The organism is Streptomyces sp. NBC_01428 (genome assembly GCF_036231965.1).
Taxonomy (GTDB): Bacteria; Actinomycetota; Actinomycetes; order Streptomycetales; family Streptomycetaceae; genus Streptomyces.
The window spans coordinates 4,519,872-4,545,837 of record NZ_CP109499.1; the positions used below are offsets into that span (position 1 = coordinate 4,519,872).

Sequence of the window (25,966 nt, forward strand, 5' to 3'; positions counted from 1 at the left end):
GGCCGGAACACGTGCTCCGGTTACAGCGTCTTGCCGGTGGCCGGCCCCACGATCAGGCCGTCGCCGAAGGCGTCCACCCGGACCGTGTCGCCGTCCTTGACCTCGCCGGCCAGGATCTCCTTGGCCAGCCGGTCGCCGATGGCGGTCTGGACGAGGCGCCGCAGCGGGCGCGCTCCGTACGCCGGGTCGTTGCCCTCCTGCGCGAGCCAGGCCAGGGCCGCGTCGCTGACCTCCAGGGTGAGCCGGCGCTCGGCGAGCCGCTTGGCCAGCCGGTCGATCTGGAGGCGGGCGATGCGCTCCAGCTCCGCCTGGTCGAGCGCGGAGAAGACCACCAGGTCGTCCAGCCGGTTCAGGAACTCCGGCTTGAACGAGGCCCGGACGACCTCCAGGACCTGACGCTTCCTGTCCTCCTCGGAGCTCATCGGATCGGCGAGGCTCTGCCCGCCGAGGAACTGGCTCCCCAGGTTCGAGGTGAGGACCAGGATGGTGTTGCGGAAGTCCACCGTCCGTCCCTGACCGTCCGTCAGCCGCCCGTCGTCCAGCACCTGGAGCAGCACGTCGAAGACCTCGGGGTGCGCCTTCTCCACCTCGTCGAGCAGGATCACGCTGTACGGGCGGCGGCGCACGGCCTCGGTGAGCTGGCCGCCCTCCTCGTATCCCACGTAGCCGGGCGGGGCGCCGACCAGCCGGGCGACGCTGTGCTTCTCGCCGTACTCCGACATGTCGATGCGGACCATCGCCCGCTCGTCGTCGAAGAGGAAGTCGGCCAGCGCCTTGGCGAGTTCGGTCTTGCCGACGCCGGTCGGGCCGAGGAACAGGAACGAGCCGGTGGGGCGGTCCGGGTCGGCGATGCCGGCGCGGGTGCGGCGCACGGCGTCGGAGACGGCACCCACCGCCTCGGTCTGGCCGATCAGCCGGCGGCCCAACTCGTCCTCCATGCGCAGGAGTTTCTGGGTCTCGCCCTCCAGCAGGCGTCCGGCGGGGATGCCGGTCCAGGAGCCCACGACGTCGGCGATGTCGTCCGGCCCGACCTCCTCCTTGACCATGGTGTCCCGGCCGGCCTCCTCCTCGGCCTCCGAGGCCTCCTCCAAGTCCCTTTCCAGCGTGGGGATCTCGCCGTACAGCAGCTTGGAGGCGGTGTCGAAGTCGCCGTCGCGCTGGGCCCGTTCGGCCTGGCCGCGCAGCTCGTCGAGCTTCTCCTTCAGCTCACCGACGCGGTTGAGGGACTGCTTCTCCTTCTCCCAGCGGGCGGTGAGCCCGCGCAGCTCCTCCTCCTTGTCGGCGAGGTCGCGGCGCAGCTTGTCCAGCCGCTCCCGGCTGGCCGCGTCGGTCTCCTTGCCGATCGCCAGCTCCTCCATCTTCAGCCGGTCGACGACCCGCTGGAGCTCGTCGATCTCGACGGGGGACGAGTCGATCTCCATGCGCAGCCGCGAGGCGGCCTCGTCGACGAGGTCGATGGCCTTGTCGGGAAGGAAGCGGGAGGTGATGTACCGGTCGGAGAGGGTCGCGGCGGCCACCAGCGCGCGGTCGGCGATCTGGACCTTGTGGTGGGCCTCGTAGCGGCCCTTGAGCCCGCGCAGGATGGCGATGGTGTCCTCGACGGTCGGCTCGGCGACCAGCACCTGCTGGAAGCGCCGCTCCAGCGCCGGGTCCTTCTCGATCCGCTCGCGGTACTCGTCGAGGGTGGTGGCGCCGACCATGCGCAGCTCACCGCGGGCGAGCATCGGCTTCAGCATGTTGCCCGCGTCCATGGCGGAGTCGCCGCCCGCGCCGGCCCCGACGACCGTGTGCAGCTCGTCGATGAAGGTGATGACCTGCCCGTCGGAGTCCTTGATCTCCGCGAGCACGGTCTTCAGCCGCTCCTCGAACTCGCCGCGGTACTTCGCGCCGGCGACCATGGCGCCGAGGTCGAGGGAGACGAGGCGCTTGTTCTTGAGCGACTCGGGCACGTCGCCCTTCACGATCCGCTGGGCGAGCCCCTCGACGACGGCGGTCTTGCCCACGCCGGGCTCGCCGATGAGGACCGGGTTGTTCTTGGTGCGGCGGGACAGGACCTGCACCACCCGGCGGATCTCCTGGTCCCGGCCGATGACCGGGTCGAGCTTGCCCTCACGCGCGGCGGCGGTGAAGTCCGTACCGAACTTTTCGAGTGCCTTGTACTGGCCCTCGGGATCCGGGGTCGTCACCCTGCGCCCTCCCCTGGTCTTCTGGAACGCCTCCAGCAGCTTTTTCGCACCGGCGCCCTGCTGGGAGAGTACGTCGCCGCTCCGGCCGCCCTTCGCGGCGATCCCGACGAGCAGGTGCTCGGTGGAGAGGAACTCGTCACCCAGCTCCTTGGCGCGCTCGGCGGCGTCGGCGATGACGGCGAGCAGTTCGCGGTCGGGCTGCGGGGGCGCGACGGTGGAACCGGCCACGCTGGGCAGCCCGGCGAGGACCCGCTCGGCGCCGGCCCGTACGGAGGCCTGGTCGGCCTCCACCGCGGTCAGCAGGTCGATGATGTTCTCGTTGTCCTGCCCCTCCAGCAGAGCCAGCAGCAGGTGGGCGGGGGTGAGGTCCGGGTGCCCCTCCTTCACGGCACGGCTGCTCGCCGCGTTGATCGCGTCCCGGCTCCTGTTGGTCAGCTCGGCGTCCACGTTCGCGTTCTCCTCCTCCTGAGGTCCCTACCGTTGCCTGACACGGGCAACGTACACAAACTTGAGTCTATTCCACTCAAGGCTGGAGCGGGACAGGAACGGGCGGAGCGGGGCGTAGATTCAGGCCTCATGGCTTCCCTTCCGGTGGACCCGCGGCAGCCCGACGCCGCCTACCTGCGCTTCTGGCGTGAGCGCCACCTCTGCACCCTGACGACGCTGCGGCGCGACGGCACCCCGCACGTGGTGCCCGTCGGCGTCACCTACGACCCCGAGGCCGGTCTCGCCCGGATCATCACCGGCGGGGCCACCGCGAAGGCGGCCCACGTACGGGCGGCGGGGCCGGACGGGGCGCGGGTGGCGGTCTGCCAGGTGGACGGCAGGCGCTGGGCGACGCTGGAGGGGCTGGCCCGGGTGTCAACGGACCCCGAGCGCGTCGCGGACGCGGTGCGGCGGTACTCGGAGCGCTACGAGCGGGTGCCGTCCCCGAACCCGGCCCGCGTGGTCATCGAGATCGAGCTGACGCGGGCCCTGGGCCACGGCTGAGAACGACCTGCGGAGCAGGCCGCGCGCCGCGTCGCGACGGCTGGTTCCAGCCCTTGCCGGGATCGGCGGAAACCCGGAGATTTCCGGGAAAACTGCAGCGGCGTCACCGTGTTCAGGTCACGGTGACGCCGCTGCGGGGGGAAGTACCTGCGCGATCTACTACGACGGGGGAATCGCGTCAGGCACTGCGGGGGGTGGCTGCGATGGTCTCGACATCGGGGATGTCGGGCCCGGTCAGTCGCGCGTCGCGCTGATCGAGGTTCACGAAGATCATTCCGTACCGGATGGCACACCGTACTGGCTGCGGCGCCCCCCGAGGCCGCCGCAGACACCGATAGGCCCGTACGTCCTCGTCGTCGTCGCGCGTGACGACGACGGGCTCACCGAAGACGGTCACCATCAGCGAGTCACCGCTGTGGGGGATGGCGGTGACCAGGTCGATGAAATGCCAGCCGGAGCGGTACGCGGTCGCCATCTCGCGCCGGAACGAACGGTCGTCGGGTGGTGTAGTCATGAGTCCACTGAAGCCTTCGTGACGTCACTCGAAGCACTGCCGGCCGGAGCCACGAAACCCCAGCCGCTGTCAGCCAGCACGATCGTCTTCGCGTTGCCCCAGCCACTGTCGGCCAGGTCCGTCCGTACATTGCCCCAGCCGCTGTCGCCGGGCAGCGCCTTCGCCACGTTGCCCCAGCCACTGTCGGCGGGGAGCGCCTTCGCCGCGTTGCCCCAGCCACTGTCCAGAGCGAGAGCCGCCGGCCCGTTGCCCCAGCCACTGTCCAGGGAGAGAACCGCGGGCTCACTGCCCCAGCCACTGTCCGGTGGCGCGGAGGTGGTCGACGAACCCCCCGCCGCGAGACCCACACCACTCAGGGCCCCGACAGCCACAACCGCGGAGAAAGCGGTGGCAAGTACCGAGCGAAGCATTCTCCTGTACATAGTCGGCTTCGTCCTCACTTGATCGGATCCTCTCCCCCGGTAATGAAGACGATGTCTCATTCAGGCACGTCACCACCACCGACACGATGCATCATGTTCCTGCATGTTCAGGACCCTGGGGGGTGGCGATTTGCCCATAGAACGCACAAACCAGACACATCCCCATCCCGTCACGGAACTTTGTGACGAAGGGGCGCGCTTGTACACGAGCGCTTTGAGCACCGGACGGATCGCCCGGGCCGAGGCGACGGCAGCGCCATGCCTGCTGGAGTTCGCCCTGCTGCGCCCGGATCCCGACGACTCCAACTGGCTGCGCCCGGTGCCGCCGTCCGTCGCGCTCACCCAGCGTCTCCACCCTATTGAGCGCGAGATCCAGGAGCGCAGGCGGCGCACCATCGAACTGACCGAATCATTCGAGCCGTTCATGATGGTCAGCGCGATGGCACCCGCCCCCACCCACGCCATCACCGTGCTGGAGGGCATCGACCGGATCAACGCCGCGCTCGACATCGCGACCTCCGAGTGCCACACGGAGATGCTCACCATCCAGCCCGGCGGCCGCCGCAGCGAGCACATCCTGAACCAGGCCCTCGAACGGGACCGCCCGCTCACCGACCGCGGCGTCCGCATCCGCACGCTCTACCAGCACACGGTCCGCTACAGCCAGGGCACCGCCGCCTACATGGACCGCATAGCCAGCGGAAAGATCGAGATCCGGACGCTGGAGGAGCTGATCGAGCGGCTCATCATCTGCGACGGCACCGTCGCCTTCATCCCGGCGAGCGACGACAACCAGTTCGCCCTCGAACTGCGCCACCCCGGCCTCGTCCGCTATCTGACCAGGGTCTTCGAGCAGCTCTGGCGGCGCGCCACCCCGCTGCGCGAGGAAGTCACCTACGAGTCCACCCCGGACGGCATCACGGGCGTCCAGCGCTCCATAGCCAAGCTGCTCATCGAGGGCCACGTGGACGAGGCCATCGCCCGCAGGCTCGGGATGAACGTCCGCACCTGCCGGGCCCACATCGCGAAACTGGCGGCCTCCCTGGGCAGCGGCAGCCGCGCCCAACTCGGCTTCCTGATCGCCCAGTCGGGCATCCTGGAACAGGACCACTGACCGGCCGGCAACTCAGCGCTGGGCGGGCGAGCCCTGACCCGGCAGCCCCTGGACACCGGCCGCGCCCGGACCGGCCACGGAAGGGCCTGCCACGGCACCCGCGCCGTGCCGGGGCACGGTGACGGGGGACGGCTCCGGCGAGCGCGGCGGCCCGTCCAGCCCCGCCTGCGCGATCCGCACGCCCAACTGCGTACGGCTGGCCGCCCCCAGCGTCTCCGAGAGCCGGGCGATGTGGGCCCGGCAGGTGCGGACACTGATGCCGAGACGTTCGGCGACCACCGCGTCCTGATGCCCCTCCGCCAGCAGCGCGGCGATCGAGCGCTCGCGGTGGGTGATGCCCTCGATGCCGGTGGACGGCAGCGGCGAGGCCAGCGGGATCGCGAGGCGCCACAACCGCTCGAACACCGTGACCAGGTAGTCGATCAGCGCCGGATGGCGCAGTTCGAGCGCGATGGTACGGTCCGAGTTGGCGGGGATGAAGGCGACCTTGCGGTCGAAGAGGATGAGCCGTTCCACGACCTCGTCGAGGGTCCGGGCCTCCGCCGCGTCCCCCATCAACTCCATGTAGTTCAGCAGGCCTTGGCCGTGCCGGGCGACATGCGTGTACAGGTCGCGCATGCGCACCCCGCGCCGCCGCATCTCCAGCGCCCGGTGCAGCCCCTCCACCAGTTCGTCCTCGCGCCGGATACCGCCGGGTTGGACCGTCAGGACCTCGCTCGCGCACTCCTCGGTCGCCTTGTCCATGGCGGCCCGGATACGCGGCAGTCCGTCCAGGACGCGGATCGCGGCACCCTCCGCGGGCGCCTGGACGCGGCCGCCGAGACCGGCGTACCACTCGAACGCGGACACCGCGTCGCCCACCCGCGCCTGACTGGCGCTGACCTCCTCGTACACCCCGCGCAGCAGCCGGGTCATGACCTCCTGCGGGGAGGTCGGCACCAGCCAGCCCATGTCGTCGGGGTCGGGGTGCAGCAGCGCCAGTTCCAGCAGGCACGGCACCGGGCCGGCGTCGTCGCGCGGCACCCGGCCGCGCCGCACGGCCCGCGAGTACACCCGGTCGCCGGCCTCGCACAGTCGGTCAGCGCCGTGCGGATGCCCGTCCGTCCCGTGCCCGGCCATCTCCCACCTCTGGCTCCAGCTCCGACCCCTGGCGTGGGCCCCGCGTCAGGGCGTCCTCCGCAGCGCAACTATGCGCGGACGCGTCCGGCACCGCAACACGGCTGCGCCGTCCCCGCGCGCCGTTTCGCCCCTCCTGGTCACCATAAATCCGCACCTCCGCCCCGCCCGTTGCAACAAGCTGCAAGCAGCGCCCCCCGGGCGCCCGGGACTTCGCGGGAACGACCCCCGAAAGACCCCCGGCGCACCGCCCGGGCTTGGCCGGATATCCCCCTCCGCGACGGCGTCCGGCGGGGAGCGGCCCCCGGAACGCGCACGGAACGCGAAGAGGGCCCGGGACGGATGTCCCGGGCCCTCGATGTCGTGCGCCGCTCCACGGGCGCCAGGAGGCTCCCGCCGCTGCCCGGCGGCCTCCCGTGGTGCCCCCGGTGCTACTTGAGCTTCAGAGCGTCGCAGGCCGCCTTGTAGGGGGCGGTGCAGATCTGCTTGACGGTGTAGATGCTGTCCTGCAGGACCGTGTCCTCGATGTTCGCCTTGGTCAGGTCGACCACGGGAACGAGCTGGGCCGGAATGTCCTTGTTCGTCGGGCTGCTCACCTTGTCGCGGGTCAGCGCGTCGAACTCGATCGAGCGGCCCTGGACCCGGGCGACCGCCATCTCCGCGGCGGCGCTCGCCTCCTGCGGATAGGACTTGTAGACGCTCATGAACTGGTCGCCCTTGAGGATCCGCTGCACGGCGACGAGTTCGGCGTCCTGGCCGGTGACCGGCGGCACCTTGCTGACGCCCGCGCTCTTCAGGGCGTCGATGACCGCGCCGGCGATGCCGTCGTTGGCGGCGTACACCCCCGCGATGTTGTCGAGGCCGACCTTCTGGATCGCCTCTTCCATGTTCGCCTTGGCGTTGACCGGGTTCCAGTCCTTGGTGTCGTACTTGTCGGCGACGATCACCTTGTCCTTGAGCTCGGACTCGGCGCCGGACTTGAACTGGGCCGCATTCGGGTCGGTCGTCGCGCCGTTCATCATGACGATCTTCTTCGCCGCCGAGTTGGCACCCAGCGCGCCGACCAGGGCCTTGCCCTGGACCTCGCCCACCAGCTCGTTGTCGAAGGAGATGTACGCGTCGATCGGACCCTGCGCCAGCCGGTCGTACGCGATGACGGGGATGCCGGCGTCCTTGGCCTTCCGCACGCCCTTCGCGATCGACTTCGAGTCCACCGCGTCCAGGAGGATGACGTCGACCTTGTCGTCCACCATCTCCTGGAGCTGGCTGAGCTGCTTGCCCGCGTCCTGCTCGGCGTTCCGGTAGACGACCTCACCCTTCTTCTCGGTGAGCTTCTTGACCTGCTCCTCGATGATCGGGTAGTCGAACTTCTCGTAACGGGTGTTCTCCTTCTCCGGGAGGAGGAGACCCACCTTGATGTCGTCGCCCTTCGTGGGGCTGGCCTTGGCGTCGCTTCCACCGAGCCCGTCCACGACCCCGCAGCCGGCGAGCGAGAGGGCGGCGGCGGACGAGGCCAGGGCTATGACGGTACGACGGAGACCGGTGTTACGAGTGTTCACATCAGGTGCCTTCCGGGCGAGGTTGCAGCATTGCGACCCAGGTGGCTGAAAGCCAACGCGGCGATCACCTCAGCGTCAAGGAGTAGCCACTTAACGAGATGGCAACAGCGTTCTGTGTTCCACAAGTGAACACGGTGGGAAGAGGTTACGCCCGAGGTTCCAGCAATCCCCTCAGCTTCACCCTGTGTCATCCACACGACGCGACCGACGTCCCGGACCGCGCGACCCCATCCACCTTGCCTTTAACGCTTGTTGACAGCCGGGTAAACCCCGGGAACCAGGCCTCGGCGCGAGCCGTCGCGCGGCACCGGATCCCGCGACCACGTCATGCGGGCGTCCGAACGAATGCGGTCAACCCGCCCATTCCGCCTGGACCGTAAAGATCGAGCCACCACGGACCGCGACCGGTCGGAAACGGTCACGGACTCCGCCGAGCACGCGAGAAGGGGCCCGGAGGAAGAACCTCCGGGCCCCTTCTCGGGTGCTGTGCTTCGGTCACTGATCGGGCGACCGCTTGGGACGCCAGACCACCAAGGCGCTCGTGTGCTGGACCTCCTGGTACGGGACCAGGTCACGCCGGTAGGAGGCGTGCACGGCGGCCTCGCGCTGCTGCATGGCCGCCGCGGCGCCGTCGAGGGCCGACTGGAGCTCGGCGACCCGCGACTGGAGCGCCGCCACCTGGTTCTCCAGCTCGATGATGCGCTTGATGCCGGCCAGGTTGATGCCCTCGTCCTGCGACAACTGCTGGACGGTGCGCAGCAGTTCGATGTCGCGGGCCGAGTAGCGGCGGCCCCGGCCGGCCGTGCGGTCGGGAGAGACCAGGCCGAGCCGGTCGTACTGACGCAGGGTCTGCGGGTGCAGTCCGGAGAGCTGGGCCGCCACCGAGATGACGTAGACCGGCGTCTCCTCGGTCAGTTCGTACGGGTTGCGCCGCCGACCGGTGGTGTCCATGGCTCCGTCATGCTCCCTTCGCGGCCTGGAACAGCTCCGCCCGCGGATCCTCACCCGCGGTCGCCTCGCGATACGCCTCCAGCGCGTCACGAGCCTTGCCCGACACGTCCTGCGGAACGGCCACCTCGACGGTGACGAGCAGGTCGCCCCGTGTGCCGTCCTTGCGGACCGCGCCCTTGCCCCGGGCGCGCATGGTGCGTCCGTTGGGTGTGCCCGGCGGCAGCTTCAGCGTCACCGCGGGGCCGCCCAGGGTGGGCACCTTCACCTCGCCGCCGAGGGCCGCCTCCGTGAAGGTGACGGGCACCGTGACGGTGAGGTTGTCGCCCTTGCGGCCGAAGACCGGGTGGGCGTCCACGTGGACCGTGACGTACAGGTCGCCGGAGGGGCCCCCGCGTTCACCGGGAGCGCCCTTGCCGCGCAGCCGGATCCGCTGGCTGTCACTGACGCCGGCGGGGATCCGCACCTGCATGGTCCGGGACGACTTGGCACGGCCGCTGCCCTTGCAGACCTCGCACGGGTTCTCCGAGATCAGTCCGCGGCCCTTGCAGTCCGGGCACGGGTCGGTGAGCGAGAAGCCACCGCCCGAACCGCGGGCGACCTGGCCGGTGCCGACGCACGTCGGGCACACACGGGGTGTGCCGTTCGCGTCGCCGGTGCCCGAACAGGCCTTGCAGGGGGCCTGCGAGGTCATGCGCAGCGGGACGGTCGCGCCGTCCACCGCCTCGGTGAAGCTGAGCGTCACCTCGGTGTCGATGTCCTGGCCGCGCCGGGGCTGCGTACGGGTTCCCGTACCGGCGCCGCCGCGGTTGAACAGGCCACCGAAGACGTCGCCTATGCCCCCGCCGAAGCCACCGGCTCCGCCGGCCTGGCCGCCGCCCTGGGCACCGCCTCCGAAGAGGTCGCCCAGGTCGAAGTTGAAGTTCCCGCCGCCCGCGCCGGGACCCGGCCGGAAGCCGCCGTTGCCGAAGAGGGCGCGTGCCTCGTCGTACTCCTTGCGCTTCTTGGGGTCACCGAGGACGTCGTTCGCCTCGGAGATCTCCTTGAAGCGCTCCTCGGCCTTGACGTTGCCCTTGTTGGCGTCCGGATGGTTCTCGCGGGCGAGCTTCCGGTACGCCTTCTTGATCTCGGCCTCGGTGGCGTCCTTGGGGACGCCGAGGACCTTGTAGAAGTCCTTCTCGATGAAGTCCTTGGTGCTCATCCCCGACGTCCCTCCTTCCTCGTCCGTTCAAGCTCAGCCCTCGTCCGGGCCACCGCTCTCCTTGTCCTTGGCGGTCTCGTCCGCCTCGGCCGCCTCGGCCGACTGGTCGGACTTGACCGTCGTCGCCCCGGGCTGCGGCTCGGCGACCGCCACCCGCGCGGGGCGGATGGTGCGCTCGCCGAAGCGATACCCCGGCTGCAGAATCGCCACGCACGTCGTCTCCGTGACGTCCGGCGCGTACGAGTGCATCAGGGCCTCGTGGATCGTCGGGTCGAAGGGCTCGCCCTCCTTGCCGAACTGCTGGAGCCCCATCTTGGCCGCGACGGTCTCCAGCGACTCGCCGACGGACTTGAATCCGCCGACCAGTTCGCCATGCTCCCGCGCGCGGCCGATGTCGTCGAGCACGGGCAGGAGCTCGGTCAGGAGGTTCGCCACGGCGATCTCCTTGACCGCGATCCGGTCACGCTCGACGCGGCGGCGGTAGTTCTGGAACTCGGCCTGGAGGCGCTGGAGGTCGGCGGTGCGCTCGGTGAGACCCGTGCGTGCCTGGTCCAGTTGTGCCGTCAGGCCGGCCAACTGTGCGCTGTCGTCCCCGTCCGGGGCCGCCGCCCCCTCCGCAGAGGGGGTGGTGGGCTTCGGATCGGCGTCGTCGGAGGTGGCGCCGGAGGGGACGTCGGGCTGCTCTTCGAAGCCCGGGGTCTCCTCCGTCACGCGGCACCGTCCTTGCGGTCCTCGTCGACGATCTCGGCGTCGACCACGTCCTCGTCCGCGCCGTCGGCCTTCGGGGCCCCGTCACCCGGGGCGTCGCCGCCCGCGGCCTGCGCGGCCTGAGCGTCGGCGTACATGGCCTGGCCCAGCTTCTGGGAGACGGCGGCGACCTTCTCGGTGGCCGTGCGGATCTCCGCTGTGTTGTCGCCCCCGGCGGCCTCGCCCTTGAGCGCGGCCTTCAGCTCCTCGACGGAGGCCTCGACCTCGGTCTTGACGTCACCGGGGACCTTGTCCTCGTTGTCCTTGAGGAACTTCTCCGTCTGGTAGACGAGCTGCTCGCCCTGGTTGCGGGTCTCGGCGGCCTCGCGGCGGGCGTGGTCCTCCTCCGCGTACTTCTCGGCCTCTTCGCGCATCCGGTTGACCTCGTCCTTCGGCAGCGAGGAGCCACCGGTGACGGTCATCTTCTGCTCCTTGCCCGTGCCCAGGTCCTTCGCGGTCACGTGCATGATGCCGTTGGCGTCGATGTCGAAGGCGACCTCGATCTGCGGGACGCCACGCGGGGCCGGCGGCAGACCGGTCAGCTCGAACATCCCGAGCTTCTTGTTGTACGCCGCGATCTCGCGCTCGCCCTGGTAGACCTGGATCTGCACGGACGGCTGGTTGTCCTCGGCCGTCGTGAAGATCTCGGACCGCTTGGTCGGGATCGTGGTGTTGCGCTCGATGAGCTTGGTCATGATCCCTCCCTTGGTCTCGATGCCGAGGGACAGCGGGGTCACGTCGAGGAGCAGGACGTCCTTGACCTCACCCTTGAGGACACCGGCCTGCAGGGCGGCGCCGATGGCGACGACCTCGTCCGGGTTCACGCCCTTGTTCGCCTCGTTGCCACCGGTCAGCTCCTTGACGAGCTCGGCGACGGCGGGCATACGGGTGGAGCCACCCACGAGAACGACGTGGTCGATCTCGGAGAGGTTGATGCCGGCGTCCTTGATGACGTTGTGGAACGGCGTCTTGCAGCGCTCCAGCAGGTCGGCCGTCAGCTGCTGGAACTGGGCGCGCGTGAGCTTCTCGTCCAGGTGCAGCGGGCCCTCGGCGGACGCCGTGATGTAGGGCAGGTTGATCGAGGTCTCGGTGGACGAGGACAGCTCGATCTTGGCCTTCTCGGCGGCCTCGCGGAGGCGCTGGAGGGCCATCTTGTCCTTGGACAGGTCCACGCCGTGACCGGCCTGGAACTGCTTGACCAGGTAGTCCATGACCCGCTGGTCCCAGTCGTCACCACCGAGGTGGTTGTCGCCGTTCGTGGCCTTCACCTCGACGACGCCGTCACCGATCTCCAGGAGGGAGACGTCGAACGTGCCACCACCGAGGTCGAAGACGAGGATCGTCTGGTCGTCCTTGTCGAGGCCGTACGCCAGGGCGGCGGCGGTCGGCTCGTTCACGATGCGCAGGACGTTCAGGCCCGCGATCTCGCCGGCCTCCTTCGTCGCCTGACGCTCGGAGTCGTTGAAGTACGCCGGGACGGTGATGACCGCGTCGGCCACCTTCTCGCCCAGGTACGCCTCGGCGTCGCGCTTCAGCTTCTGCAGGATGAAGGCGCTCATCTGCTGCGGGTTGAAGCTCTTGCCGTCGAGCTCGATCTTCCAGTCCGTGCCCATGTGACGCTTCACCGAACGGATGGTCCGGTCCACGTTCGTGACCGCCTGGCGCTTGGCGACCTCGCCGACGAGCACCTCACCGTTCTTCGCGAAGGCGACGACGGACGGCGTGGTCCTGGCGCCCTCGGCGTTGGTGATGACGGTGGGCTCGCCGCCCTCCAGAACGCTGACGACTGAGTTAGTCGTGCCCAGGTCGATGCCGACCGCACGTGCCATTTCGATTCCTCCAACAATGACTTGAGTGGAACAGGCTCAAGTGTGCACGACGTCCGCCGCTCGGTCAACAGACCTGAGTCGTGGGGGCTCAACTCTTATCCGTTCCTTACGCGCAGGAAGCCCGTGACCTGCGGTTTTCACACGCAGCTAGGGGACTTTCACCGCACCGTTCGCCACATCCGCCGGGGGACGGAGGAGATTTCCGGGTCGGTGCGCGGCCCCTGTGGCGGGTCCCCCGGGAGCGGGGATCGCATGCGGACGGGACCGGGGCCGGACGCCGGGGCGGCGCGGGCGGGGTCCGGGACGCAGGGCTCCCGCGGCCCCGACGAGCAGCACGGCGCCGGCCACCCACAGGGCAGCCCGGGCCCCGAGCCAGCCGAGGTCGATGGACAGCCCGACGAGCGCACCCGCGAACGCGGCGAGCCCCATCACCACCATGACGCCCTGCCGGGTCAGCCCCGCCCGGCGCAGCCGGTGCACCAGATGGTCGGGCGCGGACCGCAGTACCGGCCGCCCGGCGCGCCGCCGGGACACGAGGACCAGGACGGCGTCGGCGCTGACCACGGCCGTCAGCGCGAACGCGGCGCCGAACCCGGGCCCGGCGGGCCGCTCCGCGTGCACCAGCACGACGGCCGAGGCCAGCACGAACCCGGCGAACTGGGAGCCGCACCGGCCGGCCGCGATCCGGGCCGGCGGCCAGGCGTGCATCAGGAAGCCGGTGAGCGCGGCGGCCAGCACGCTGAGCAGGGCAGCGAGTCCGTCCATGACCTCGGCGGCGGCGCAGCCGCTGAGCGCGAACGCGGTGACGACCCCGACGGTCCCGAGCACCCCGTCGGACTGGTCGAGCGAGCGGAAGGCGTGGGTCACGAGGACGATCCAGCCGGCCGCGAGCACCCCGCCGGGCACGCCGAGCGCGTCGTAGGGCACGGCGAGGACGGCGGCACCGGCGACGGCGGTCAGCCGCAGCACGGGCGGCACGGGCAGCAGGTCGGCGGCGAGACCGGCCAGGGCGACGACGAGGGCGGCGACCAGCAGGCGGCCGGTCTCCGGGCCGAGCGGGGCGGCCCCGGTCCAGTCGCCGGCGCAGCCGACGAGCGCCGTCGCACCCGCCACGGCGATGCCGCCGAGCAGGGGGACCCGCCGTTCCCGACCGGACGGGACGGGCGGGCCGGACGGGCGGGGCCGGGTCGGGGCGGAGAGGAGCCCCGGCCCGCCGGCGGCACCGAGGCGCAGGGCGAGCGACCGCAGCAGCGCGGTGAGCGCGGCGGTCAGGAGCAGAGCGGCCGTGGCGGCCGCGATTCCGTACAGCACATCGCTAATTTAGGGGTAATTGTCACAGTATTGTGCGAATAACACGATCGGATTTACGTGTCCTTGCGCCAGAACGCCCTGGAGCACGAAACGGACCGTCTGCCCGCCCGCGACGCACCCACTCAGGTTTGCCTCAGCGACGCAGATCACCGCACCTCTGGCTACAGTGCGGCGGAAGAAGTGGGTAGTCTCAGACGGACTGCATAAGTTACCGCTTAGTAATCACTTCGAGGTCGCTCTCGAAGAACACCTCGCAGGCCCGAGGAGCCCCCGAATGCAACTCGCCGCGATCGTCGTGTCGCTGGTCCTGACCGTGGTCGGCGTCGCGCTGATCGCGCGGGCCGTCGCACAGATCTACCGGTTCATCAAGCTCGGCCAGCCCGTCCCCTCCGGCAGCCGCACCGACGACTGGAAGGCCCGCACCGTCACGCTGGCCAAGGAGTTCGTCGGCCACACCCGGATGAACCGGTGGGGCATCATCGGCGTCGCGCACTGGTTCGTGGCCGTCGGCTTCCTGACCCTCGGCCTGACGATCGTCACCGCCTACGGTCAGCTCTTCAAAGCCGACTGGACCCTCCCGGTGCTCGGCGGATGGCTCCCCTACGAGCTGTACACCGAGTTCATCGCGCTGTTCACGACCCTCGGCATCCTCGTGCTGATCGCCGTCCGGCAGCTGAACCGGCCGTCCAAGCCCGGCCGCAAGTCGCGCTTCGCGGGCTCCAAGACCGGCCAGGCCTACTTCGTCGAGGCCGTGATCCTCGTCATCGGCCTCGCCATCATGACCCTGCGCGGCCTCGAGGGCGCCCTGCACGGCGTCGACCACTACGAGGCCGCCTACTGGGCCTCGTACCCCCTGGTCGCCGCCTTCAAGGGACTGAGCCTCGCCACCCTGCAGACGCTGGTCTACCTGACCGCCATGATCAAGCTCGGCGTCACCATGGGCTGGGCGATCACCGTCGGCCTGAACACCAACATGGGTGTCGCCTGGCACCGCTTCCTCGCCTTCCCCAACATCTGGTTCAAGCGCGACGCCAAGGGCGCGACCGCCCTCGGCGAGCTGCTCCCGATGACCAGCGGCGGCCAGGCCATCGACTTCACCGACCCCGGTGAGGACGACGTCTTCGGCGTCTCCCAGGTCGAGCAGTTCTCCTGGAAGGGCCTGCTCGACTTCTCCACCTGCACCGAGTGCGGCCGCTGCCAGTCGCAGTGCCCCGCGTGGAACACCGGCAAGCCGCTCTCCCCGAAGCTCCTCATCATGTCGCTGCGCGACCACGCGCACGCCAAGGCCCCCTACCTGCTGGCCGGCGGCGGCAAGACCATGGAGGGCGAGGAGAAGGCCTCCGAGGAGCAGCTCAAGGACGTTCCCGCGGCCGCCCTCGCCGAGGCCGAGCGCCCCCTCATCGGCACCGCCGAGGAGAACGGCGTCATCGACCCGGACGTCCTGTGGTCCTGCACCACCTGCGGCGCCTGCGTCGAGCAGTGCCCGGTCGACATCGAGCACATCGACCACATCGTAGACATGCGCCGCTACCAGGTGATGATCGAGAGCGCGTTCCCGTCCGAGGCGGGCACGATGCTCAAGAACCTGGAGAAGAAGGGCAACCCCTGGGGCCTCGCCAAGAAGCAGCGCCTGGAGTGGACCAAGGAGGTCGACTTCGAGATCCCCGTCGTCGGCCGCGACATCGAGGACCTCACCGAGGTCGAGTACCTCTACTGGGTCGGCTGCGCCGGCGCCCTCGAGGACCGCGCCAAGAAGACCACCAAGGCCTTCGCGGAGCTGCTGCACATGGCGGGCGTCAAGTTCGCGATCATGGGCGGCGACGAGAAGTGCACCGGTGACTCCGCCCGCCGCCTCGGCAACGAGCCCCTCTTCCAGGAACTCGGCATGGAGAACGTCGCCGCGCTGAACATGGCGTTCGGCGAGGAGACGGACGACGAGGGCAACAGCACCCCCGAGTCGAAGAAGCCGAAGTCGGCGAAGAAGATCGTCGCCACCTGCCCGCACTGCCTCAACACCATCGGCAACGAGTACCCGCAGCTCGGCGGCGACTACGAGGTCATCCACCACACCCAGCTGCTCCAGCACCTCATCGACGAGGGCAAGCTGCTCCCGGTGACCCCGGTCGAGGGCCTCATCACCTACCACGACCCGTGCTACCTGGGCCGGCACAACAAGATCTACACGCCTCCGCGCGAGATCATGTCCGCCGTCCCGGGCCTGCGCCAGCAGGAGATGCACCGCCACAAGGAACGCGGCTTCTGCTGCGGTGCCGGTGGCGCGCGGATGTGGATGGAGGAGCGGATCGGCAAGCGCATCAACAACGAGCGCGTCGACGAGGCCCTGTCGCTGAACCCCGACATCGTCTCCACCGCCTGCCCGTTCTGCCTCGTCATGTTGACCGACTCGGTCAACGGCAAGAAGAACGACGGCAAGGCCAAGGAGTCCGTCCAGGTCGTCGACGTCGCCCAGCTCCTCCTCGACTCGGTCAAGACCCCGGTCGCCGACACCGACGGCGACGACGAGCCCCCGGCGGGCGCGGCGGAGTCGGAGAACGCCCCGGAACCCGAGCCGGTCAAGTAACGCCCCCGGCCGCCCGGTTCACCCCGGTCGGAACGGCCGACGCCCCCGTGTTCCCCGGAACACTGGGGTGTCGTGCGTTCCCGCACCCGGCCGGCCCACCGCCCCCTCCGGCCGCCCCGCGTCGGACACCCCACCGGCCCCGACCGCAACAAAAATTCTCCGAACTCACGTACAACCCTCGCCCCCCATCGGCGGTCTCCTGTTCGCCGATCACCCAGTGAACCGCCGGACGACTCATGGACAACTCCCGGCAAACACGGGCAGTCGGAACCCCATTGACAGGGGATGTCCGCCAGACATCCCCGCATGCCGCAGGAGAATCCCGCATGCACAAGCGTCACCCGCACTCCGTGCGTATCGCCCTCGCGACGGCCACCGCTGCCACGCTGACGGGCGGACTGCTCACCTTCTCGGTCACGACCGCGACCGCCGCGGACTCCGCGCACGTCGCGCAGGCCGACTTCAACGGCGACGGCATCGGCGACGTGGTCTTCTCGGCCCACGCCGCGTACGTCGGCGGCCACAAGGCCGCCGGCCAGATCGTCGCCCTCTACGGCACCGCCACCGGCGTCTCCTCCGCCAAGCGCTCCACGATCAGCCAGGACACCTCCGGCGTCCCGGGCACCGCCGAGGCCGGCGACGGCTTCGGCGGCGAGACCGCGTACGCCGACTTCAACAAGGACGGCTACGACGACCTCGCCGTCGCCTCCCCGTGGGAGAAGGTCGGCAGCGACACCGACGGCGGCACCGTCGCCATCCTGTGGGGTTCCGCCGCGGGCCTCACCGGCAAGGGCGTCACCATCGCCGACCCCTCCCCCTCCTCGCACGACTACTGGGGCAAGGACCTGGCCGCCGGCGACTTCGACGGCGACGGGAAGGCCGACCTCGCCGTCGGCAGCTCGACCAGCACGGTCTACGTCTACAAGGGCGGCTTCACCACGGCCGGCACCCCCGGCGGCCGCTACACCGTCAAGCCCCCGATCCAGTCGGGCTCCAACGACTTCCCGTACGGGCCGCTGAGCCTGACGGCCGGCGACGTGAACGGCGACGGCCGCACCGACCTGATCGTCGACGGCTTCGAGAACGGCACCGGCTGGAACACGAACTACTTCGTGCCCGGCACGGCGAGCGGCCTCAGCGTCGCCTCCGCCGAGGCGCTCAAGCCCGGCCAGATCACCGGCGTCGGCGACATCAACGGCGACGGCTACGGCGACATCGTCAGCGGCGCCGGCTGGGACCACCACACCGACGAGGGCGAGACCATCCCGGACTCCTCCGACGGCGGCCAGGCGAACATCACCTACGGCTCGGCCTCCGGCCCCGCCGGCACCACGGGGATCAACCAGAACACCGGCAGCGTCCCCGGCACCTCGGAGAAGGGCGACAGCTTCGGCTGGGACCTCGACCTCGGCGACGTGAACGGCGACGGCTTCCAGGACCTCGTCGTCTCCGCCCCCAACGAGGACATCGACGGTGTCACCGACACCGGCATGGTCACCGTCCTCTACGGCTCGTCGACCGGCGTGAAGGTCTCCTCCGGCACGCAGTCCTTCGCGCAGAGCACCGCCGGCGTCCCCGGCAGCGACGAGAAGGACGACCTGTTCGGCGCCGACGTCAAGCTCGACGACGTCAACGGCGACGGCCGTGCGGACCTGCTCGTCGGCTCGTACGAGAACGCCGGCAACGGCTCGGTCACCTACCTGCCCTCCAACGGCACGACGATCACCACGTCCGGCTCCCGGACCCTGTCCCCGAGCACCTCGGGCGTCTCGACGACGGGATCGCCGCAGTTCGGCGCCCTGTTCGCCGACTAGTCCCGCCCGGCGGCCCGTCCGCCCTTCCCCGGCCGGCCCTCGGGCCGGCCGGTCCACGCACCACCCGGGGCGCTCCTCCGCGAGCGCCCCGTTCCCGACACGCCGGGCCCGCACCGCTCACGGGCCCGGCGTGTCTCCCTGTCCCGGCGGTTTCCCCACCCGCCCCTCTCGCCCCTTCCGCTACCGGAGTCCCGCCTTGCGCAAGCGCACCCTCCTGCTGGCCGCGACCCTCACCACCGGCCTGCTCACCGCCCTGCCCGCCACCCCGGCCACCGCCGCGCCCTCGGGGCTCTCGGGTGACTTCAACGGCGACGGCCACCGCGACCTGGCCATCTCCGCTCCGCTCGCCAAGGTGTCCGGCAAGTCCGGAGCCGGCTACGTCGCCGTCGTCTACGGCACCGCGAGCGGCCTCGACACCTCCAAGCGGCAGATCATCAGCCAGGCCACCACCGGCGTCCCGGGCACCCCGGAGTCGTACGACTACTTCGGCGACCGCGTGACCACGGGTGACATGGACGGCGACGGCTACACGGACATCGTCGTGGGCGTGCACGGCGAGCGGATCGGCTCCACCGACTCCTCCGGCACCCTCACGGTGCTGTGGGGCGGCGCGAGCGGGGTGAAGTCCGGCACCGACATCGCCTCACCGCTGCCGCAGTACCTCAACGAGCTGGGCTGGCAGGTCGCGGCCGGCGACTTCGACGGCGACGGCCACACCGACCTGGCCGCCGCGAACAACGCCACACCCGCGCTGAACATCTTCCGGGGGCCCATCTCCCGTACCGGCAAGGCCGCCGCACGCATCGGCGTCGACACGATCGCCCAGAGCACCGTCTACCCGGACCAGCTCGTCGCGGGCGAGGTCAACGGCGACGGCAGGACCGATCTCCTGGTCATGGGCCAGGAGGAGACCAGCGGGGGCGACTACCGCACCCGCAGCGTCCTCTACACCGGCTCCACCACCGGCCCGAAGCTCGGCAAGAAGCTCGCGGGCGGTTACGCGGGCACGATCGCCGACGTCGACAAGGACGGCTACGGCGACATCGTCACCGGCAACTTCATGGAGAAGTCGTCGACCGAGCCGGACGGCGGACTCGGCGGCGCGATCACCGTGACGTACGGTGCCGCGGGCGGCCTCAGCACCCGTACGCCGAAGCGGATCACCCAGGACTCGGCGGGCGTGCCGGGCACCGGCGAGAAGAACGACGGCTTCGGCTGGAGCCTGTCCTCGGGCGACACCAACGGCGACGGATACGCCGACGTCGCGATCGGCTCGGACAGCGAGTACATCGGGTCGGTGAAGCACGCCGGCCAGGTCACCGTCCTGCGCGGCTCCGCCTCCGGCCTGACCGGCACCGGTTCCACGTCCTTCTCGCAGAACAGCGCGGGGGTCCCGGGCACCGCCGAGGCCCAGGACTACTTCGGCGACGCGGTCCGGCTCACCGACGCGAACGGCGACGGCCGCGCCGAGCTGGTCGTCGGCGCGCTCGGCGAGAACAGTGCCGACGGTGCGGTCTGGTACTTCAAGGCCGGCGCCTCCGGCATCACCGCCACCGGCTCGAAGTCCTTCAACGGCACCACCCTGGGCGGCCCCTCGGGCGACGCCTACTTCGGCAACGTCCTGGCGGGCTGACCTGCTCCGCGGCCCCCTCCGGGACCCGTAGGGGGCCGCCTCGTCCGCCCCGTAGGGGATGTCACAGCTCGGACCCAATGCCGGGCCCGATCCCCCGGGCCCGGCACGTCACTCTCCGGGACCAGGTACGTTCGATAACGTGGCTGGATTCAGGATCGGACGCGGCGGCCGGGACAACCGTGCTTCGCAGGCGCGACCGCAACAACGACCGTCGTACGGACAGCAGGCCCCCCAGGGAGGCGGGCAGCAGCCGTACGGTCATCCGAACGCGCCTTCGCAGCCGCAGTACGGGGGACAGCCGCCGTACGGCGGCCCGCAGGGCGGCGGTCAGCAGTACCGCGGCAACGCGCAGGGCGGCTGGCCCCAGGGCGGAGGCGGACAGGGCGAGCCGGAGTACTTCGGTGACGGACACCCGCAGCAGGGCCCGGACCCGTACGCGGCGAACAGCCCCGGACACACGCAGGCCTTCTCCATCGGCGAGGACCCGTACAGCCAGGGCGACACGTATCGCGCCGGCCAGGCGGCCGCTCCGCCGGTCGGACCGCGGCTGCACTGGAAGGACCTGCTCAGGGGCATCGTGACCGCCCCCAACAGGACCTTCCTGCAGATGCGCGACTACGCGATGTGGGGCCCCGCCCTGGTCGTGACGTTCATCTACGGCCTGCTGGCGGTCTTCGGCTTCGACGGCGCCCGCGAGGACGCGATCAACGCGACGCTCTCCAACGCGATCCCGATCGTCCTGACGACCGCCGTCGCCATCGTCCTCAGCACGTTCATCCTCGGCGTGGTCACCCACACCCTGGCCCGCCAGCTCGGCGGCGACGGCGCCTGGCAGCCCACGGTCGGCCTCTCCATGCTGATCATGTCCATCACGGACACCCCGCGTCTGCTGGTCGCCATGTTCCTCGGCGGCGACGCGTCGTTCGTGAAGCTCCTCGGCTGGGCGACGTGGGTCGCCGCGGGCGCGCTGCTGACCCTGATGGTCGGCAAGTCCCACGACCTCCCCTGGCCGAAGGCGCTCGCCGCGTCATCCATCCAGCTCATCGCGATCCTGTCGATCATCAAGCTGGGCACGTTCTGACGCCGACGGCACCGAGAACACACGAGAGGGGCTCCCGGCACACAGCCGGGAGCCCCTCTCACGTCACGTCACGCCCACGAACCGTCGTCGTGCCGTGCGGGCGCCCGCCTACGAGTCGAGCACCTGCCCGGCCCGGCGGATCACCGGCGGTTCGACACTCCACGGGAAGTTGATCCACTCGTCCGTGCGCTTCCAGACGTACTCGCACTTCACGAGGGACTGGGTCTTCTCGTAGATCACGGCGCTGCGGACCTCGGCGACCTCGCCGACGCAGAAGTCGTGCACGAGCTTGAGCGTCTTGCCCGTGTCGGCGACATCGTCGGTGATCAGGACCTTCTTGTCGGAGAAGTCGATCGCGTTGGGGACGGGGGCGAGCATCACCGGCATCTCCAGCGTCGTCCCCACCCCCGTGTAGAACTCGACGTTCACCAGGTGGATGTTCTTGCAGTCGAGGGCGTAGGCGAGCCCGCCCGCGACGAAGACGCCGCCCCGGGCGATCGACAGGACGATGTCGGGCTCGTAGCCGTCGTCGGCGATGGTCTGGGCGAGTTCGCGTACGGCGACACCGAACTTCTCGTAGGTGAGGTTCTCGCGCTCGGAGGACATGGTCACCGCCTCAGACCTGGGTCCGGTGGAAGTTCAGGAAGGACCGGGAGGCCGTCGGCCCGCGCTGGCCCTGGTAGCGGGACCCGTAACGGTCGCTGCCGTAGGGGAACTCGGCCGGCGAGCTGAGCCGGAACATGCACAGCTGGCCGATCTTCATGCCCGGCCAGAGCTTGATCGGCAGCGTCGCGAGGTTCGACAGCTCCAGCGTCACGTGCCCGGAGAACCCGGGGTCGATGAACCCGGCGGTGGAGTGGGTGACCAGACCGAGGCGGCCCAGCGAGCTCTTGCCCTCGAGGCGCGAGGCGAGGTCGTCCGGCAGCGAGATGACCTCGTACGTGCTGGCGAGGACGAACTCACCGGGGTGCAGGATGAACGGCTCGTCCCCCTCCGGCTCGACGAGCCGCGTGAGGTCCGCCTGCTCGACCGAGGGGTCGATGTGGGGGTAGCGGTGGTTCTCGAACACCCGGAAATAGCGGTCGAGGCGCACGTCGATGCTCGACGGCTGCACCATGGATTCGTCGTAGGGATCGATCCGGACCCGCCCGGCGTCGATCTCGGCCCGGATGTCCTTGTCTGAGAGAAGCACGCCCTGAGGATACGCAAGGGGCGCGGAGCCACCACCATCGCGATGGCACCGCGCTCCCGCACACCGGTGATGCGCCGCCCCGGCACCGGGGCGTCACGTCACCGGCTCACCGCGTCAATGCTTCTCCATGGTCACCGGCACCACACTGCGGAGCCGGGCGCAGCGAGGGCACCGGACCAGCCGTCCGGGGCCGAGCCGCTCGGCCTGCTGCATCGGGAACGACGCGGTGCTGAACACGTGCCCCTCGGCACAACGGACGACGGTGCGCTCCATCAAGTCCCAGAGTCCCTTCCCCAAGAGCCGTGTCAGGCTGATGCCCTGACAACGAAAGCCACATTACGGGATCAAAGGGACGGCGCTCCAGGCGGCACTCCGGTGCCGTCCGGACCCACGCGAAGACCCACACCGTACGCCTCAACTCCGGCTCGCCGCAGCCTCATCCACCCCGTGAAACACAGGCGGGCCCCGCGGCTTCGACGCCGGGAGCCGGGCATGAGGTAGAGTGAGCGGGCATTCGACACCGGTCCAACCGGCGTCTTACGCGGGTGTAGTTTAGTGGTAGAACATCAGCTTCCCAAGCTGAGAGTGCGAGTTCGATTCTCGTCACCCGCTCCACAGATACCGATGAAGCCCCCAGGTCCGCGACCCGGGGGTTTTTTGTTGTCCGGGAGCGGATCGACCGGACCATGTCGGGTCGGGACCGGTCTCGTCCTGTATCCGGTTGTCCCTGAACTCCCCCGGGATTGTCCGTGATCGGTAACGGGCGCATCCCCTCGTGCACATCTCTCGTCCTGCCAAGTGGTCGCGTCGCGACCGGGCATCGACGGGGCACTGGGCGAGAGCGGGGCGGACATGGCGCGGCACGGCGGAACGCGGGGCTGGTACGGCAAGGTGGTCGGGGCGGCACTCGGGGTGACGCTGTTCGCGGTCGGGGCCTCGGTGTGGACCGCGCAGGCCGACGCCGTGGGCGGCTCCCCGAAGGCGGCCGGGCCGGTCAAGCCCGCCGTGAGGACCGTCGCGACGAGCATCGCGCACGCCTCGGACAAGGGCGCCCACGGCGTGAACATCACCATCGACGACGGCCCGGACCCCGTATGGACACCCCAAGTGCTCGACGTGTTGCGGGAGTACGGGGTGAAGGCCACGTTCTGCATGGTGGGGACGCAGGCGCAGGCCCACCCCGACCTGGTGAAGAAGGTGGTCGCGGCAGGGCACCGGCTCTGCGACCACACGGTGTCGCACGACACCACCATGGACAAGAAGTCCCCGGCCTACCGTTCCCAGCAGATCCTCGACGCCGAGCGCATGATCACCAAGGCGTCCGGAGGGGTCCGCCCGATGTACTACCGGGCCCCCGGCGGCGCCTTCACCCCCGACAGCCGCAAGCTCGCCGCGTCCCGGGGAATGCGCCCGCTGGGCTGGAACGTGGACACCAAGGACTTCGAGCGGCCGGGCACGGACGCCATCGTGACCACCGTCCAGCAGGAGCTCCCCAACGGACCGACGCTCCTCTTCCACGACGCCGGGGGCGACCGCTCCCAGACGGTCGAGGCGTTGCGCCGGGTCCTGCCCTGGCTCAAGCAGCAGGGCTACTCCTTCGGCTTCCCCGTGCGGTGAACCACGGCGACCACCGCGACCACCGCAGCCACCCGCGTCACCTGAGCCACCGGCCCCCGGCCGGTGGCTTCTCGCGTGGCCCCGGGACGCGGGCCCCGCGAGAAGCCACGCCGCACGCCGTCCCGCGCTCCTCGGCAAGGCGGCGCGTCGCCGAAGCGCCCTTCACCGCCGAAGTGTTGCCGTGTCACGACGCTGCCACGGGGGTGTCCGGAAGGGACGACGGGCGTGACCTGCGGACTCTCCGGCCCCTCATAGTCGACACAGAGCGAGGGACCGGCGGGGAACGCCGGCTCCCCATCGTCCCGCCGGAAGGAACTCCCGTGATGAACCGCCACCTGCGCAAGGCCGTCTTCGCCACCGCCGCGATCACCGCCGGGCTGCTGATGACGGCGTGCCAGAACGGCACCGACTCCGACGCGTCCGGCAAGAGCGGATCGGGTTCGTCGGCCGTCGCGGAAAAGGCCTCGGACGCCAAGAAGTCCGCGACGTCCAAGGGCGTCAGCGGCTCGTTCGAGAACGGCAAGGTCACCTACCTCGCCCCGGGCAAGTACATCGTGTCCGTGCCGGGCAGGCAGGGACAGGAGTTCTTCGTCGCCGACGACACCGAGGTCTACGGCACCGGCACCCTCTGCGGCGAGGCGGGAGCCAAGGTGGACGCGCCCTGCACGCTGGACCAGTTGGAGGCGGCGACGAAGAAGGGCGCCGTCGGCGCGAACGTCCGGATGAAGGACGGCATCGCGACCCTGGTGACCGAGCGGCGCGCCGCCCAGCAGGGCTCGGGCTCCGGCACCGGCTCGGATTCCGGCTCCGGATCCGACGCGGGCTCCGACTCCCGCGACACCGCCGTGGAGGGCATCGACAAGGGCAAGGGCGTCAACGGCACCTGGTTCGGGAACGTCTCCTTCCTGGCTCCGGGCAAGTACACGGTCTCCGACACGAAGGGCACCGAGCAGGAGTTCTTCGTCGCCGAGGACACCGAGATCCTGGGCTACGACGACATCTGCGGCGACGCGACCCAGGCAGGCACCAAGTGCACCGAGGACGAGCTGGAGACGGCCGCCAAGAAGGGCTTCAGCGCCGAGGTCGTGATCAGCAACGGCATCGCGACCAGCATCCACGACGACCACTGACGCGGACGTCCGCGCCGCCCGCGGGCGGCGGCGACGGCCGTTCGCTCGCCCCCGGCGCTCGCCGGGGGCGAGCCGAAGAAAAACGAAGAAACGCTGCGACCCGGGCGAGTCAATATCTGTGACCGCCACATGAGAAATGGGCGTCGGACGCACTCAGGATTTCTTGATCCGTTTGGGGTGCGGCGTTATGCAGCGCACATGAACGATCTCGTCGTGCTACTGTCGACAACAGTTGCAGTTGTGGTTCCCAAAACTTGTGAGCTACCACCCTCGTTTCTGCGGTGGAGTTCTTTTGTGTCTCCGGTCTTTTTCCGGCGGGGTAATCATCACGGCGACGCGGAATCCGCGCACTGCGGACTCCGAGCACCGTCCCGAAGGAGAATTGACATGGCTACTGGCACCGTGAAGTGGTTCAACGCGGAAAAGGGCTTCGGCTTCATCGAGCAGGACGGCGGCGGCGCCGACGTCTTCGCCCACTACTCGAACATCGCTGCGCAGGGCTTCCGCGAGCTGCAGGAGGGCCAGAAGGTCTCCTTCGACATCGCGCAGGGCCAGAAGGGCCCGACGGCGGAGAACATCGTTCCCGCCTGACACCCACACGCACAGCGCAGCTGGGGCCCGCACCTTGGGGTGCGGGCCCCAGCTCGCCGCTTTCCCGGGTACGGAGACGGGCACCGGCCGACGCGACAGGCGTCGCCCACCCCGCCCCCGAGCACCCCTCACCCGGACCGCCGTACGAGAGTGGCCGACCCGAACGTGGGTATGAATCCCCTCGGGACCGCCCGCGAAAATCCTGGTTCCGCCGGTGGCACCGCCCCGGCTCCCCCTCTTCGCTTCTCGGCTCCGCCGCCGGTTTCCCGCACGGCTGCATCGACCCCCGGTTCCGCCGCACGGCACCGTCGCCGTTTCGGACCCATCGCTTTCGGGACAGTGCCGGATTTCCGGCCCCGCGTCCCGCTCGAATTCTTCACCGCTCCGGAC

General features: G+C 70.0%; 22 protein-coding genes and 1 tRNA gene. 10 read left to right on the top strand and 13 right to left on the bottom strand.

From position 1 onward, the window contains the following. Positions 1 to 20: 20 nt before the first annotated feature. Positions 21 to 2,633 carry an ATP-dependent chaperone ClpB gene (gene clpB / locus OG406_RS19575; protein ID WP_326842718.1) on the bottom strand — a complete coding sequence of 871 codons (2,613 nt, stop codon included), beginning with the start codon at positions 2,631 to 2,633 and terminating at the stop codon, positions 21 to 23. A gap of 129 nt (positions 2,634 to 2,762) precedes the next feature. Between clpB and OG406_RS19580 the strand changes: the two genes are divergently transcribed. Beyond that, the gene (locus OG406_RS19580; RefSeq protein WP_327409330.1) at positions 2,763 to 3,176 is read left to right on the top strand and encodes a pyridoxamine 5'-phosphate oxidase family protein; all 414 of its coding nucleotides are present in this window, start codon (positions 2,763 to 2,765) and stop codon (positions 3,174 to 3,176) included. Positions 3,177 to 3,354: 178 nt separating this feature from the next. Here the strand turns inward: OG406_RS19580 and OG406_RS19585 are convergent, their stop codons facing one another. Continuing rightward, positions 3,355 to 3,690: a hypothetical protein gene (locus OG406_RS19585; RefSeq protein ID WP_081218468.1), complete on the bottom strand. Its 336-nt coding sequence runs from the start codon at positions 3,688 to 3,690 to the stop codon at positions 3,355 to 3,357. Next, on the bottom strand, positions 3,687 to 4,037 hold the full coding sequence (locus tag OG406_RS19590; RefSeq protein ID WP_164372618.1) for a hypothetical protein: 351 nt from the start codon (positions 4,035 to 4,037) through the stop codon (positions 3,687 to 3,689). The genes OG406_RS19585 and OG406_RS19590 overlap by 4 nt, the downstream gene beginning before the upstream one ends. 178 nt (positions 4,038 to 4,215) lie before the next feature. Here OG406_RS19590 and OG406_RS19595 point away from each other — a divergent pair, with 178 nt between their 5' ends. Continuing rightward, a complete protein-coding gene (locus tag OG406_RS19595; RefSeq protein ID WP_081218466.1) occupies positions 4,216 to 5,226 on the top strand; it encodes a helix-turn-helix transcriptional regulator in 1,011 nt (336 codons plus the stop codon). A 12-nt stretch (positions 5,227 to 5,238) separates the two neighbouring features. Here OG406_RS19595 and OG406_RS19600 read toward each other — a convergent pair whose 3' ends face one another. The 7 genes from OG406_RS19600 to OG406_RS19630 all read right to left on the bottom strand — a co-directional run bounded on the left by OG406_RS19600 (position 5,239) and on the right by OG406_RS19630 (position 13,937). Then, positions 5,239 to 6,345, bottom strand: a complete 1,107-nt coding sequence (locus OG406_RS19600; protein WP_164372818.1) for a helix-turn-helix transcriptional regulator — start codon at positions 6,343 to 6,345, stop codon at positions 5,239 to 5,241. Between the two features lie 428 nt (positions 6,346 to 6,773). Beyond that, the gene (locus tag OG406_RS19605) at positions 6,774 to 7,901 is read right to left on the bottom strand and encodes a sugar ABC transporter substrate-binding protein (RefSeq protein ID WP_164372817.1); all 1,128 of its coding nucleotides are present in this window, start codon (positions 7,899 to 7,901) and stop codon (positions 6,774 to 6,776) included. A gap of 495 nt (positions 7,902 to 8,396) precedes the next feature. After that, a complete protein-coding gene (locus tag OG406_RS19610) occupies positions 8,397 to 8,852 on the bottom strand; it encodes a heat shock protein transcriptional repressor HspR (RefSeq protein ID WP_081218463.1) in 456 nt (151 codons plus the stop codon). Positions 8,853 to 8,859: 7 nt separating this feature from the next. Further along, positions 8,860 to 10,050 (bottom strand): molecular chaperone DnaJ, encoded by a 1,191-nt coding sequence (dnaJ, locus tag OG406_RS19615; RefSeq protein WP_164372816.1) that lies wholly within the window; start codon positions 10,048 to 10,050, stop codon positions 8,860 to 8,862. 33 nt (positions 10,051 to 10,083) lie between these two features. Beyond that, positions 10,084 to 10,761: a nucleotide exchange factor GrpE gene (gene grpE, locus OG406_RS19620; protein WP_329186926.1), complete on the bottom strand. Its 678-nt coding sequence runs from the start codon at positions 10,759 to 10,761 to the stop codon at positions 10,084 to 10,086. Then, positions 10,758 to 12,626, bottom strand: coding sequence for a molecular chaperone DnaK (dnaK, locus tag OG406_RS19625; protein WP_164372814.1), 1,869 nt, complete (start codon positions 12,624 to 12,626; stop codon positions 10,758 to 10,760). Before dnaK ends, grpE begins: the two co-directional genes overlap by 4 nt. Positions 12,627 to 12,773: 147 nt before the next feature. Then, entirely contained in the window at positions 12,774 to 13,937 is a 1,164-nt protein-coding gene (locus OG406_RS19630) for an MraY family glycosyltransferase (RefSeq protein WP_329186929.1), read from the bottom strand. Positions 13,938 to 14,211: 274 nt separating this feature from the next. Between OG406_RS19630 and OG406_RS19635 the strand changes: the two genes are divergently transcribed. From OG406_RS19635 to OG406_RS19650, 4 genes are all read left to right on the top strand, one after another. Next, positions 14,212 to 16,518, top strand: a complete 2,307-nt coding sequence (locus tag OG406_RS19635; protein ID WP_329186930.1) for a (Fe-S)-binding protein — start codon at positions 14,212 to 14,214, stop codon at positions 16,516 to 16,518. 326 nt (positions 16,519 to 16,844) lie between these two features. Continuing rightward, entirely contained in the window at positions 16,845 to 18,332 is a 1,488-nt protein-coding gene (locus OG406_RS19640) for an FG-GAP and VCBS repeat-containing protein (RefSeq protein WP_329186931.1), read from the top strand. A gap of 196 nt (positions 18,333 to 18,528) precedes the next feature. Further along, positions 18,529 to 19,965, top strand: coding sequence for an FG-GAP-like repeat-containing protein (locus tag OG406_RS19645; protein WP_164372810.1), 1,437 nt, complete (start codon positions 18,529 to 18,531; stop codon positions 19,963 to 19,965). 58 nt (positions 19,966 to 20,023) lie between these two features. Continuing rightward, positions 20,024 to 21,046 carry a Yip1 family protein gene (locus OG406_RS19650; protein WP_164372809.1) on the top strand — a complete coding sequence of 341 codons (1,023 nt, stop codon included), beginning with the start codon at positions 20,024 to 20,026 and terminating at the stop codon, positions 21,044 to 21,046. Between the two features lie 108 nt (positions 21,047 to 21,154). Here OG406_RS19650 and OG406_RS19655 read toward each other — a convergent pair whose 3' ends face one another. The 3 genes from OG406_RS19655 to OG406_RS19665 all read right to left on the bottom strand — a co-directional run bounded on the left by OG406_RS19655 (position 21,155) and on the right by OG406_RS19665 (position 22,511). Beyond that, positions 21,155 to 21,652, bottom strand: coding sequence for a phosphoribosyltransferase (locus tag OG406_RS19655; protein ID WP_164372808.1), 498 nt, complete (start codon positions 21,650 to 21,652; stop codon positions 21,155 to 21,157). A 10-nt stretch (positions 21,653 to 21,662) separates the two neighbouring features. Next, the gene (gene dcd / locus OG406_RS19660) at positions 21,663 to 22,238 is read right to left on the bottom strand and encodes a dCTP deaminase (RefSeq protein ID WP_010985889.1); all 576 of its coding nucleotides are present in this window, start codon (positions 22,236 to 22,238) and stop codon (positions 21,663 to 21,665) included. Positions 22,239 to 22,352: 114 nt separating this feature from the next. Further along, a complete protein-coding gene (locus tag OG406_RS19665; RefSeq protein WP_203660494.1) occupies positions 22,353 to 22,511 on the bottom strand; it encodes a hypothetical protein in 159 nt (52 codons plus the stop codon). A gap of 268 nt (positions 22,512 to 22,779) precedes the next feature. Here OG406_RS19665 and OG406_RS19670 point away from each other — a divergent pair. From OG406_RS19670 to OG406_RS19685, 4 genes are all read left to right on the top strand, one after another. Continuing rightward, positions 22,780 to 22,853: transfer RNA gene (locus tag OG406_RS19670), tRNA-Gly, on the top strand. A gap of 237 nt (positions 22,854 to 23,090) precedes the next feature. Further along, positions 23,091 to 23,855: a polysaccharide deacetylase family protein gene (locus tag OG406_RS19675; protein ID WP_329190888.1), complete on the top strand. Its 765-nt coding sequence runs from the start codon at positions 23,091 to 23,093 to the stop codon at positions 23,853 to 23,855. Between the two features lie 323 nt (positions 23,856 to 24,178). Continuing rightward, a complete protein-coding gene (locus tag OG406_RS19680) occupies positions 24,179 to 24,985 on the top strand; it encodes a hypothetical protein (protein ID WP_164372805.1) in 807 nt (268 codons plus the stop codon). Between the two features lie 387 nt (positions 24,986 to 25,372). After that, positions 25,373 to 25,576, top strand: coding sequence for a cold-shock protein (locus OG406_RS19685; protein ID WP_030224351.1), 204 nt, complete (start codon positions 25,373 to 25,375; stop codon positions 25,574 to 25,576). The last annotated feature ends 390 nt before the right edge of the window (positions 25,577 to 25,966 follow it).

Excerpts from the sequence above, each read along its gene's own strand:
- OG406_RS19580 (WP_327409330.1), top strand. The coding sequence starts at position 2,763 with ATGGCTTCCCTTCCGGTGGACCCGCGGCAGCCCGACGCCGCCTACCTG.
- OG406_RS19585 (WP_081218468.1), bottom strand. The coding sequence starts at position 3,690 with ATGACTACACCACCCGACGACCGTTCGTTCCGGCGCGAGATGGCGACC.
- OG406_RS19595 (WP_081218466.1), top strand. The coding sequence starts at position 4,216 with ATGTTCAGGACCCTGGGGGGTGGCGATTTGCCCATAGAACGCACAAAC.
- OG406_RS19600 (WP_164372818.1), bottom strand. The coding sequence starts at position 6,345 with ATGGCCGGGCACGGGACGGACGGGCATCCGCACGGCGCTGACCGACTG.
- OG406_RS19610 (WP_081218463.1), bottom strand. The coding sequence starts at position 8,852 with ATGGACACCACCGGTCGGCGGCGCAACCCGTACGAACTGACCGAGGAG.
- dnaJ (WP_164372816.1), bottom strand. The coding sequence starts at position 10,050 with ATGAGCACCAAGGACTTCATCGAGAAGGACTTCTACAAGGTCCTCGGC.
- dnaK (WP_164372814.1), bottom strand. The coding sequence starts at position 12,626 with ATGGCACGTGCGGTCGGCATCGACCTGGGCACGACTAACTCAGTCGTC.
- OG406_RS19635 (WP_329186930.1), top strand. The coding sequence starts at position 14,212 with ATGCAACTCGCCGCGATCGTCGTGTCGCTGGTCCTGACCGTGGTCGGC.
- OG406_RS19640 (WP_329186931.1), top strand. The coding sequence starts at position 16,845 with ATGCACAAGCGTCACCCGCACTCCGTGCGTATCGCCCTCGCGACGGCC.
- OG406_RS19650 (WP_164372809.1), top strand. The coding sequence starts at position 20,024 with ATGTCACAGCTCGGACCCAATGCCGGGCCCGATCCCCCGGGCCCGGCA.
- OG406_RS19655 (WP_164372808.1), bottom strand. The coding sequence starts at position 21,652 with ATGTCCTCCGAGCGCGAGAACCTCACCTACGAGAAGTTCGGTGTCGCC.
- OG406_RS19665 (WP_203660494.1), bottom strand. The coding sequence starts at position 22,511 with ATGGAGCGCACCGTCGTCCGTTGTGCCGAGGGGCACGTGTTCAGCACC.
- OG406_RS19675 (WP_329190888.1), top strand. The coding sequence starts at position 23,091 with ATGGCGCGGCACGGCGGAACGCGGGGCTGGTACGGCAAGGTGGTCGGG.
- OG406_RS19680 (WP_164372805.1), top strand. The coding sequence starts at position 24,179 with ATGAACCGCCACCTGCGCAAGGCCGTCTTCGCCACCGCCGCGATCACC.
- OG406_RS19685 (WP_030224351.1), top strand. The coding sequence starts at position 25,373 with ATGGCTACTGGCACCGTGAAGTGGTTCAACGCGGAAAAGGGCTTCGGC.